This is a genomic window from Actinoplanes sandaracinus, from assembly GCF_030009775.1.
Taxonomy (GTDB): Bacteria; Actinomycetota; Actinomycetes; order Mycobacteriales; family Micromonosporaceae; genus Actinoplanes; species Actinoplanes sandaracinus.
This window is the reverse complement of the sequence record NZ_JASCTH010000004.1, coordinates 408,322-419,144: the sequence shown is the minus strand read 5'-3', so window position 1 is coordinate 419,144 and position 10,823 is coordinate 408,322. Positions and strand designations below refer to the sequence as shown.

The following is a 10,823-nucleotide window of genomic DNA, read 5'->3' as shown; positions in this document are numbered from 1 at the left end:
TACATTCCGAACCCGGTAGCTAAGCCCTCCAGCGCCGATGGTACTGCACTCGTGAGGGTGTGGGAGAGTAGGACGCCGCCGGACTCAACGTGATGAAAGGCCCACCCCACACGGGGTGGGCCTTTCTGCGTTCATCGATCTTTTTGCGGTTGAAATATTCCGCCGCCCAACATCTCCGCGAGACGACCATTCGGCGGCCGGCACAGGCGCGGGGCGGCACCGGAACGGCCGCTACCGCCGGGTCTCGTGTCGTCACGGGGGCGAGCACGGGGTTTGGCGGTGGCGGCTCAGCCGGTGCCCGGTATGCTTGGCCCGGGCCGTGACTGGCGCGTTCGGATGGCTGACCATCGGGGAGCGGTCCCGTCGACAAAGACGACATGCCGTGCGCCTGGGCCTCTTCGCTACGTGATAGGGAGGTCCGTGTGTCTGAACTGAACGCTGAATCCACCGCTTTCCGCTCCGCCCTCGAGGTGGTCCGCTCCGTGGAGCCGCGCATCGCTGACGCGATCGCGCAGGAGCTCACTGGCCAGCGCGAGTCGCTGAAACTGATCGCGAGTGAGAACTACGCTTCTCCCGCGGTCCTGCTCGCGATGGGCAACTGGCTCTCCGACAAGTACGCGGAGGGCACCGTCGGCCGCCGTTTCTACGCCGGCTGCCAGAACGTCGACATCGTCGAGTCGGTCGCGGCCGAGCACGCGAAGGCGCTGTTCGACGCGCCGTACGCCTATGTGCAGCCGCACTCCGGCATCGACGCCAACCTGGTCGCCTACTGGGCGATTCTCGCCGACCGGGTCGAGGTGCCGTACCTCAAGAAGTTCGAGAAGCGGCAGATCAACGACCTGACCGACGCCGAGTGGGCCGAGCTGCGGCAGGCCTTCGGCAACCAGCGTCTGCTGGGCATGTCGCTGGACGCGGGTGGTCACCTGACCCACGGGTTCCGGCCCAACATCTCCGGCAAGATGTTCGACCAGCGCAGTTACGGCGTTGACCCGGCGACCGGTCAGATCGACTACGCGGCTCTCCGGGAGAGCGCGAAGGAGTTCAAGCCCGCGGTGATCGTGGGCGGCTATTCCGCGTACCCGCGGAAGGTGAACTTCGCGAAGATGCGCGAGATCGCCGACGAGGTCGGCGCCACCTTCATGGTCGACATGGCGCACTTCGCCGGCCTGGTGGCGGGTGGCGTGTTCACCGGCGACTACAACCCGATCCCGCACGCGCACATCGTCACCACGACCACGCACAAGAGCCTGCGTGGCCCGCGTGGCGGCGCCGTGTTCTGCCAGCCGGAGCTCGCCTCCCAGGTGGACCGCGGCTGCCCGATGGTGCTCGGTGGCCCGCTGCCGCACGTGATGGCGGCCAAGGCCCTCGCGTTCGCGGAGGCCCGCCGGCCGGAGTTCGCGACCTACGCGCAGCAGATCGTCACCAACAGCCAGGCGCTCGCCGAGGGCCTGTTGAAGCGTGGCGTGCAGCTCGTCAGTGGCGGCACCGACAACCACCTGGTGCTGCTCGACGTGCACCCGTTCGGCATCACCGGCCGTCAGGCCGAGCAGGCTCTGCTCGACAGCGGCATCGTCACCAACCGCAACGCGATCCCGAACGACCCGAACGGCGCCTGGTACACCTCGGGCATCCGGGTCGGCACCCCGGCGCTGACGACGCGCGGTCTCGGCGCCGCGGAGATGGACCAGATCGCCGAGCTGATCCACACCGTGCTCACCGCGACGTCGCCGGCCGAGGGCTCGAAGGCGAAGTTCAACCTGGACCCGGCGCTCGCCGACCGGGTCAGCAAGCAGGCCACCGAGCTGCTCGCGCCGTTCCCGCTCTACCCGTCGGTCTCCCTGGCCTGACACGAACCACCACGGACCCGCCGTCGACCATCATCCGGTCACGGCGGGTTCGTGCTTTCCGGCGCTCTGATGCGGCTGTGACGGCCGCTGAGGGGGATCTTCCGGCCCGGGCGCGGGCGGGTGCCGGTCATGGAGCGGGGCGGGGCAGGCGGTGCAGGGTGACGTCGTGCAGGGCGGCGGCCTCGATGCGGGCGCTCATCCAGGTGTGATGCGGCTGGCGGCGGCGGTCGGTCGGCGAGCCGGGGTTGAGCAGCCGCAAGCCGTTCGGGGCGGTGGTGTCCCACGGGATGTGTGAGTGCCCGAAGACGAGCACGTCGATGTCGGGAAAGCGGGCCGCGCACCGTTTCTCTCGGCCGGCGGCCTGGCCGGTCTCGTGGACGACGGCCAGTCGCAGGCCGTCGAGGGTGGCGTGAGCGATCTCGGGCAGCCGTGCGCGCAGGGCGGCCCCGTCGTTGTTTCCATAGCAGGCGATGAGCCGGGCGGAGCGGGCGGCGAGGGCGTCGAGCAGGCTGACGTCCACCCAGTCGCCGGCGTGGACCACGACGTCGGCCTCGTCGATGGCGGACCACAGCGGGGCCGGCAGATCGCGGGCGCGTTTCGGGACGTGGGTGTCGCTGATCAGGACGAGCCGCATACGGGCGATCCTAATTGTCCGTTCGGCGCCTGCCTGGGAGTTGTTGCATGCAGGGCCGGAAACCGGTCCCGTCATCTGTGTTATCAGCTGGTGAACTCGGTACCGGGAAAGTGACACGATTTCCGGCTGGTTCCGGAACCATGCCGGTCTATGGACACGGATCTTCCGCCGTCCCTAGCGTTCGGCCAGGAAGCGCTCTCCATGGCGTTTCCGCTGCATGCGAGGCCGTCCCCTCGCGTGATTCCGTTCCCTAGGAGACGCCATGAGACGCTCCCCCTGGCGGCTCGGCGCGATCGGCGGACTGATCACCGCCGTCGTCGCTGGACTCGCCGCCGCCACCATCACGCCCGCCGCCGCCGCGGAGGTCCTGCTGTCGCAGGGCAAGCCGGCCACCACCTCCTCGACCGAGGCGCCCGGCGCCTATCTCGCCTCGGCAGCGGTCGACGGCGACGCCGGCACCCGCTGGTCGTCGGCCTTCGCCGATCCGCAGTGGCTGCGGGTCGACCTGGGCAGCTCGCAGGCGATCAGCCGGGTGGAACTGAACTGGGAGGCCGCGGCCGCCAAGGCCTTCCAGATCCAGGTCTCGGACAACGCGTCGAGTTGGAGCACGATCTACTCGACGACCACGGCGACCGGCGGGAACCAGTCGCTGACCGTCAACGGCACCGGGCGGTACGTCCGGATGTACGGCACCCAGCGCACCACCGGCTACGGCTACTCGCTGTGGGAGTTCAAGGTCTACGGCGAGACCACCACGACGATTCCCGGTGGCGGCGGTCTCGGCGCCAACGTGACGGTCTTCGACCCATCGATGCCGTCGGCCACCATCCAGGCCCAGGCTGACGCGATCTTCGCGCAGCAGGAGACGAACCAGTTCGGCGTCCAGCGCAACCTCCTGGCGTTCAAGCCGGGCACCTACAGCGGCCTGAACATCCAGGTCGGCTTCAACACGTCGGTGATCGGTCTCGGCCAGAACCCGCAGGACGTGCGGATCAACGGGGACATCACCGTGGACGCCGGCTGGTTCAGCGGCAACGCGACGCAGAACTTCTGGCGGTCGGTGGAGAACATCTCCCTCTACCCGGTCTCCGGCGCCAACCGGTGGGCGGTCTCCCAGGCGGCGCCGTTCCGGCGGATGGACGTGCACGGCGACCTGAACCTGGCGCCCAACGGCTACGGCTGGGCGTCCGGCGGCTACATCGCCGACTCGCGGATCAGCGGCTCGCAGGGGCAGTACTCGCAGCAGCAGTGGTTCACCCGCAACAGCTCGATCGGGTCGAACACCAACGCGGTCTGGAACCAGATGTTCGTCGGTGTGCAGGGCGCGCCGGCGGCGGGCGGTTTCCCGAATCCGCCGTACACCACGATCGCGGCGACCCCGGTGGTCCGGGAGAAGCCGTACCTGTATCTGAACGGCGGTGACTACGCGGTCTTCGTCCCGAACCTGCGGACCAACTCGTCCGGGGTGAGCTGGGCGAACGGGAACACTCCCGGCGTCAGCATCCCGCTGAGCCGGTTCTACGTGGCGAAGCCGGGTGACAGCGCGGCGACGATCAACGCGGCGCTGGCGCAGGGCCTCCACCTGATGTTCCAGCCGGGCGTCTACCACGTGAACCAGACGATCAACGTGACCCGGGCGAACACCGTGGTGATGGGTCTCGGATACGCGACCATCATTCCGGAGGGCGGGGTCACGCCGATGCAGGTGGCCGACGTGGACGGTGTGAAGCTCGCCGGCCTGTTCTTCGACGCGGGCACCACCAACTCGGCGAACCTGCTGGTCATCGGCCCGAACGGGTCGTCGGCCAACCACGCGGCGAACCCGACCACGGTGCAGGACGTGTTCTTCCGGATCGGCGGCTCGATCGCCGGCAAGGCCACCAACAGCCTGCTGGTGAACAGCAACAACACGATCATCGACCACATCTGGGCCTGGCGGGCCGACCACGGCAACGCCGGGACCTACGGGTGGACGATCAACACGGCGGACTCCGGCCTGATCGTGAACGGTCAGAACGTTACCGCGTACGGGCTGTTCGTCGAGCACTACCAGAAGTACGAGGTGATCTGGAACGGCAACGGCGGCCGAACCTACTTCCTGCAGAACGAGAAGCCGTACGACCCGCCGACGCAGGCGGCCTGGCGGACCGGGGCGGACGGGTACGCGGCGTACAAGGTCGCGGACCACGTCACGGATCACGAGGCGTGGGGAATGGGTAGCTACTGCTACTTCAACGTGAACCCGTCGATCCACAACGACCGGGGCTTCGAGGTGCCGGTGACCCCCGGGGTGAGGCTGCACCACCTGCTGACCGTGTCACTCGGCGGCAACGGGGTCGTCGACCACGTGGTCAACAGCACGGGCGGGCCGGCGCAGGGGACGGCGACGGTCCCGTCGTACGTCGTCAACTTCCCCTAGATCGACAGTGGCCGCCGGCGCGCTCGCGGAGCGCGCCGGCGGCCATTTCGCTGGGTAACCATCGGGAAACTCGCTGTTGACACCCCTGATGAGGTGGGCGTCTACTCCATGGCAACGGTGTCCATCGATGCCCGCCGGAGGTGGAATGCGCCAGCGATCCCGATCTCTCGTGGCCCTCGGTTGCGTGACCCTGTTGCTCGCGGGGACGTCCGCCTGCAACCGCGGCACCGGCGAACCGGTCGTCGGCCTGATCACCAAGACTGACACCAACCCGTTCTTCGTGACGATGAAGAAGGGCGCGCAGGGGATCGCCGGCACCGCCGGTGTCGATCTGCAGACCTTCGCCGGGCGAGTGGACGGCGACAACGAGGCTCAGGTGCTGGCGATCGAGAACCTGATCTCCTTCGGGGCGAAGGGCTTCCTGATCACGCCGAACGACTCCAAGGCGATCGTGCCCGCCATCGACCGGGCACACGAGGCCGGGATGCTCGTCATCGCGCTGGACACGCCGGTCGAGCCGGCCGACGCCGCCGACGCCACCTTCGCCACCGACAACTACCAGGCCGGCCGGCTGATCGGGCAGTGGGCGAAGGCGAAGTTCGACAAGTCGGGCACCCAGGCCAAGATCGCGATGCTCGACCTCAACGCCAACCAGGTCTCCGTGGACGTGCAACGGGACCAGGGCTTCCTCGAGGGCTTCGGGGTGGACGTCGGCGACCCCGCGCGGATCGGGGACGAGAACGACCCCCGGATCGCCGGGCACGACGTCACCGACGGCAACGAGGAGGGCGGGCGTACGGCGATGGAGAACCTGCTCCAGAAGGATCAGTCGATCAACCTGGTCTACACGATCAACGAGCCCGCGGCGGCCGGGGCGTTCGAGGCGCTGAAAGCGGCCGGCCGGGAGCGGGACGTCACGATCGTGTCGGTCGACGGCGGCTGTCCCGGTGTCGACAACGTCGGCAAGGGTGTCATCGGCGCGACCTCGATGCAGTTCCCGATCAAGATGGCCGAGCTGGGTGTTCAGGCGATCGCGGAGTACGCGAAGACCGGCGCCCGGCCGCAGAACACCGCCGGCAAGAACTTCGTGGACACCGGCGTGCAACTGATCACCGACGATCCGCAGGCCGGCGTGGAGGCGAAAGACTCCGCGTGGGGCAGACAGAACTGCTGGGGGTGAGTATGGGTACGACCACTGCTGACTTCGAGGTACGGCGCCACGACTCGATCGGCCTGCGACTCCAGCATCTCCTGCACGGCAACCCGGTCCTCGGGCCGCTCGCCGTCCTGGTTCTGGCGATCGTGGCGTTCTCGATCGTCAACGGCAAGTTCTTCTCGGCCGCCAACCTGTCACTGGTGCTGCTCCAGGTCACCGTCATCGCGATGCTGGCGCTCGGGCAGACCCTGATCATCCTGACCGCCGGCATCGACCTGTCGGCCGGCGCGATCGCGGTCTTCTCGTCGATCCTGATGGCCCTCTTCGCGACCGACGCGGGGGTGCCGGCGCCGCTCGCGCTGCTGCTCGGTTTCGCCTGCGGCACGGCGATGGGCGCGCTCAACGGCATCCTGGTGACCAGGATCAAACTGCCACCGTTCATCGTCACGCTGGGCACGCTGACCATCTTCTTCTCGCTCAACTCGGTGGTCAGCAACAGTGAGACGGTCCGCGGCGCGGACATGCCCGGCCTGATGACGTGGACCGGGGACGCGATCCCGATCGGGTCCTTCCGGCTCAGTTACGGCTCGATCATCATGCTGCTGCTGTTCGGCTTCTTCGCGTACGCGCTGAGCTCGACGGCCTGGGGCAAACACGTCTACGCGACCGGCGACGACATCGAGGCGGCGCGGCTCGCCGGGATCCGTACCGGACGGGTGCTGTTCTCGGTCTACACCACCGCCGGACTGCTCTACGCGGTCGCGGGCTGGATCCTCATCGGACGGCTCGCGTCGGCCAGCCCGAACGTCGGCACCGAGTACAACCTGGACTCGATCACCGCGGTCGTGCTCGGCGGGACCAGCCTCTTCGGCGGCCGGGGCGGCGTGGTCGGCACGCTGGTCGGGGCGCTGATCGTCGGTGTCTTCCGCAACGGTTTGCAACTGGCCGGCGTCGAAGTGGTCTGGCAGGGCTTCGCGATCGGCCTGCTGGTGCTGGTCGCCGTCTCGATCGACCAGTGGATCAGAAAGGTGAAGGGCTGATCATGACGACACCGGTGCTGGAGGCGAAGGGGCTCATCAAACGGTACGGCCGGGTCGTGGCGATCGACGGCAGCGACCTGGACCTGATGCCCGGCGAGATCCTGGCGGTCATCGGCGACAACGGTGCCGGCAAGTCCAGTCTGATCAAGGCGCTCTCCGGCGCGGTCGTCCCGGACAGCGGCGAGATCTTCCTGGACGGCGATCCGGTGCACTTCCGCAACCCGATGGACGCCCGCGCCGCCGGAATCGAGACCGTCTACCAGACTCTCGCGGTCGCGCCCGGCCTGGACATCGCCGACAACCTGTTCCTCGGCCGGGAACAGCGGATGCCCGGCGTACTGGGATCGGTCTTCCGCATGCTGGACCGCAAGACGATGCGGAGCGAGGCCGCCCGGCACATGAGCGAGTTGGGTGTCGGCACCCTCCAGAACATCGGGCAGGCGGTGGAGTCCCTCTCCGGGGGCCAGCGCCAGGCCGTCGCGGTGGCCCGGTCGGCGGCCTTCGGCAGCAAGGTGGTGATCCTCGACGAGCCGACCGCCGCGCTCGGGGTGAAGGAGAGCAACCGGGTCCTGCAGCTCATCCGCGACGTCCGCGACCGGGGCCTGCCGGTCATCCTGATCAGCCACAACATGCCACATGTCTTCGAGATCGCGGATCGGATCCACATCCAGCGACTGGGCCGCCGGATCGCGGTCATCACCCCGCAGTCCCATTCGATGTCCGACGCGGTCGCCATCATGACTGGTGCGCAGCCGCCGCCCGGCTGATTTCCTCAAGGCCCGGCGCTCGGCGTCGATCAGTTTCACATGTGGAAACGCCGGGCCCGGCCGCCAGTGCGGAGCACCTCCCGCCTGTTCGCGACCTTCGCGGCGGCCAGCCTCGTCCCGGTGGTCGCGCTCGGGGCGCTCGTGTCGCAGGACTACAGCCGGGCGGCGGCCGAGCAGGGCCGCGCCCAGGGCCTGGCCCAGGCCGACGTCATCACCCAGATGGTGATCGCACCAGCCCTGAACAGCGAGGACTCCCCAGCGTTCGGCAGTGACGACCTGAGCCGCCGGGGCCTCACCCAGGAGCAGCACGACCGGATGCGGGAGGCCACCCGGTTGGCCGTCTACAACGGGTCGGTGCAGCACCTGCGGCTGCGCGGTTTCAGCGGGCGGGTCATCTTCTCCGACGACGGGTCGACCAGCAGTGGCGTACCCGTGTCGGATCCTGATTTCCTGGCCGCCGCGAACGGTGAGGCACGGGCCCGCGTGATCACCGGCCGCACCCAGACCATCCGGGTGATGCAGCCGATGCTCGCCAGCGCGACCGGTCAGTCGATCGGCGTGATCGAGGTGTACCTGCCGTACCAGAAGATCGCGGATCGCCTGCAGGCGCAGGTCGAGCACACCTACTGGCGGATCGGCGCCGGTCTGGCCGCCCTCTACCTGGTGCTCGCGCTGCTGGCCTGGTGGATCACCCGTTCGCTGCGCCGGTACGCCGCCGACCAGCGGCACAACGCCCTGCACGACGCGCTGACCGGGCTGCCGAACCGCACCGCGTTCCGCACCTGGGCGGAGGCGCGGCTGGACCGGGCGGCCCGCGACGGCGGCCACGGCGCGGTGGTGCTCGTCGACCTCAACCGTTTCAAGGAGGTCAACGACACCCTGGGCCATCACGCCGGCGACGAGCTGCTGCGGGTGGTGTCGCAGCGGTTCCGGTCGGTGCTCGGGCGTGAGGACATCCTGGCCCGGCTCGGCGGCGACGAGTTCGCGCTGCTCCTCCCCGGCCTCGACAGCGCGGAGGCGGTCGCCCTGATGGAGAGGGTGCGGGACCGGCTCGCCGAGGAGACGGTGCTGGACGGTGTGCCGCTGAGCATCGAGGCGAGTTTCGGCATCGCGCTCTACCCGGAGCACGGCAGTCAGCTGCAGGAGCTGAAGCAGCGCGCGGACATCGCGATGTACCAGGGCAAGCGGGGCACCGTCGACGTCGTCGTCTATTCCGGCGAGGGGGCCGGGCACCCGCACCAGTGGCTGGTCGTGCAGGCCGAGCTGCGGCACGCCCTGGAACGCGACGAGCTGATCCTGCACTACCAGCCCAAGGTCGGGGTGACCGACGGCGACGTACACGCGCTGGAGGCCCTGGTCCGCTGGCAGCACCCGCAGCGCGGGCTCGTGCCGCCGGGCGATTTCCTTCCGGCCGCCGAGCACTCGGGGCTGATCGTTCCGCTCACCGAGTGGGTGTTGCGCCGGGCTCTGGCCGACCAGCTCGGCTGGACCGCCGCCGGGCAGTCCTGGGCCGTGTCGGTGAACGTGTCGGCTCGCAACCTCGAGGCGCCGGGCTTCCCCGCCCTCGTCGCCGCCCTGCTGGCGGAGGCCGGCACGGCCCCGCAGCGGCTGGTCCTGGAGATCACCGAGACCGCGCTGGCCGGAGACGTGGAGACCGTCGAACGGGCGATCGGGGAGGTGGCGGCCCTCGGGGTCGGCATCTCGATCGACGACTTCGGGGCCGGTTACACCAGCCTCTCCCATCTTCGGGGCCTGCCGGTCACCGAGATCAAGATCGACCGGGCGTTCGTCAAGGACGTCGCGGACGACCCGCAGAGCCGGGCCATCGTCCGCTCGGTGATCGCGCTGGCGCACGGCCTGGGCAGCCGGGTCACCGCCGAGGGCGTCGAGACGGCCGAGGTGTACCGCTGGCTGATCGAGGCCGGCTGTGACGAGGCGCAGGGATACCTGATCGGGCGCCCGGCGCCGTGGCCGCAGGTCGCCCCGACCTTCGCCGTACCCACTGTGATCGACACCGAAAGGGCCAGCAGATGACTCTGCGCCGTAGCATCGTCGTCCTCGGCATCGCCGCCCTGCTCGGGGCCGGCGGCTGCACGCGTGCCGAGCCGGCCGCCGAGGGCGGTGGGCTGGACGAGGTCGCCTCGGTGACCAAGGACGACGCGCTGCACGCCCGGCTGCCGGAGCAGGTGCGGGCGAAAGGCTTCCTGCGGTTGGTGACCGACGCCAGTTACGCGCCGATGGAGTACTTCGCCGCGGACGGTCGCACCATCATCGGCTTCGAGCCGGATCTGGCCGTCGCGCTCGGGCAGGTTCTCGGCGTCCGTACCGAGATGGTGATGGGCTCCTTCAGCACGGCCCTGGACGACGTCGGGGCCGGCGTCTACGACGGGGTGCTGTCGTCGATGACCGACACCGAGGAGCGGCGGGCCAAGGCGGACTTCGTCAACTACCTCTCCACCGGCACGTCGATCCTGGTGCAGCGGGGCAACCCGGGCAGCATCACCGAACTCGCGGACCTCTGCGGCCGGTCGGCCGCCACCGAGCAGGGCACCTTCCAGGAGGAGATGCTGATCCGCTTGCGCACGGAGTGCGGTGACCGGGGGCTGACGATCCGGAGCGTGGCGACGAACGCCGATGTCCTGGTGGAGTTGCGGACCGGACGGGTCGCGGCGGTGCTGCAGGATTACCCGCCGGCGTCGTTCGTGGCGACCGACGAGCGGACCAGCGCCTTCTTCCAGCTCGCATCGGATCACCAGTACGAGAGGGTGCTCTTCGGCATCGCGGTCGCCAAGGACAACACCGCCCTGCGGGACTGCCTGCGGGACGCCCTGCAGCGGCTGATCGACTCCGGCGTCTACGCCGATCTGCTGGCCCGGTGGGAGCTGTCCGCGAGCCGGGTGCCCGCGGCGATGGTCAACGGCGCATAGAAATATATGCTCGGCTACACGCCTGTGTAGTAC

At 69.1% G+C, this 10,823-nt stretch carries 8 protein-coding genes, 1 rRNA gene and 1 riboswitch; of the genes, 8 read left to right on the top strand and 1 reads right to left on the bottom strand.

What is annotated here, in order from left to right; all coding sequences use genetic code 11:
• Both rrf and QLQ12_RS08760 read left to right on the top strand, forming a co-directional pair.
• Nucleotides 1-84 (top strand): 5S ribosomal RNA (gene rrf, locus QLQ12_RS47355); the annotation flags it as partial.
• 225 nt (nucleotides 85-309) lie between these two features.
• A riboswitch (ZMP/ZTP riboswitch) is annotated at nucleotides 310-401 on the top strand.
• Nucleotides 402-422: 21 nt separating this feature from the next.
• Nucleotides 423-1,847 carry a glycine hydroxymethyltransferase gene (locus tag QLQ12_RS08760; RefSeq protein WP_407651438.1) on the top strand — a complete coding sequence of 475 codons (1,425 nt, stop codon included), beginning with the start codon at nucleotides 423-425 and terminating at the stop codon, nucleotides 1,845-1,847.
• 127 nt (nucleotides 1,848-1,974) lie between these two features.
• On the opposite strand, the gene QLQ12_RS08755 is transcribed toward QLQ12_RS08760, so the two are convergent.
• On the bottom strand, nucleotides 1,975-2,481 hold the full coding sequence (locus tag QLQ12_RS08755) for a metallophosphoesterase family protein (RefSeq protein ID WP_282758473.1): 507 nt from the start codon (nucleotides 2,479-2,481) through the stop codon (nucleotides 1,975-1,977).
• Between the two features lie 262 nt (nucleotides 2,482-2,743).
• Here QLQ12_RS08755 and QLQ12_RS08750 point away from each other — a divergent pair, with 262 nt between their 5' ends.
• From QLQ12_RS08750 to QLQ12_RS08725, 6 genes are all read left to right on the top strand, one after another.
• The gene (locus QLQ12_RS08750; protein ID WP_282758471.1) at nucleotides 2,744-4,900 is read left to right on the top strand and encodes a discoidin domain-containing protein; all 2,157 of its coding nucleotides are present in this window, start codon (nucleotides 2,744-2,746) and stop codon (nucleotides 4,898-4,900) included.
• A 184-nt stretch (nucleotides 4,901-5,084) separates the two neighbouring features.
• Nucleotides 5,085-6,080, top strand: a complete 996-nt coding sequence (locus QLQ12_RS08745) for a substrate-binding domain-containing protein (RefSeq protein WP_282758469.1) — start codon at nucleotides 5,085-5,087, stop codon at nucleotides 6,078-6,080.
• A gap of 2 nt (nucleotides 6,081-6,082) precedes the next feature.
• Nucleotides 6,083-7,096 (top strand): ABC transporter permease, encoded by a 1,014-nt coding sequence (locus QLQ12_RS08740; RefSeq protein ID WP_282758468.1) that lies wholly within the window; start codon nucleotides 6,083-6,085, stop codon nucleotides 7,094-7,096.
• Between the two features lie 2 nt (nucleotides 7,097-7,098).
• Nucleotides 7,099-7,863 (top strand): ATP-binding cassette domain-containing protein, encoded by a 765-nt coding sequence (locus QLQ12_RS08735; protein ID WP_282758467.1) that lies wholly within the window; start codon nucleotides 7,099-7,101, stop codon nucleotides 7,861-7,863.
• Nucleotides 7,864-7,902: 39 nt separating this feature from the next.
• Complete coding sequence (locus tag QLQ12_RS08730; RefSeq protein WP_282758465.1) at nucleotides 7,903-9,897, top strand: putative bifunctional diguanylate cyclase/phosphodiesterase; 1,995 nt, start codon at nucleotides 7,903-7,905, stop codon at nucleotides 9,895-9,897.
• Nucleotides 9,894-10,790: an ABC transporter substrate-binding protein gene (locus QLQ12_RS08725; RefSeq protein ID WP_282758464.1), complete on the top strand. Its 897-nt coding sequence runs from the start codon at nucleotides 9,894-9,896 to the stop codon at nucleotides 10,788-10,790. The genes QLQ12_RS08730 and QLQ12_RS08725 overlap by 4 nt, the downstream gene beginning before the upstream one ends.
• Nucleotides 10,791-10,823: the final 33 nt, after the last annotated feature.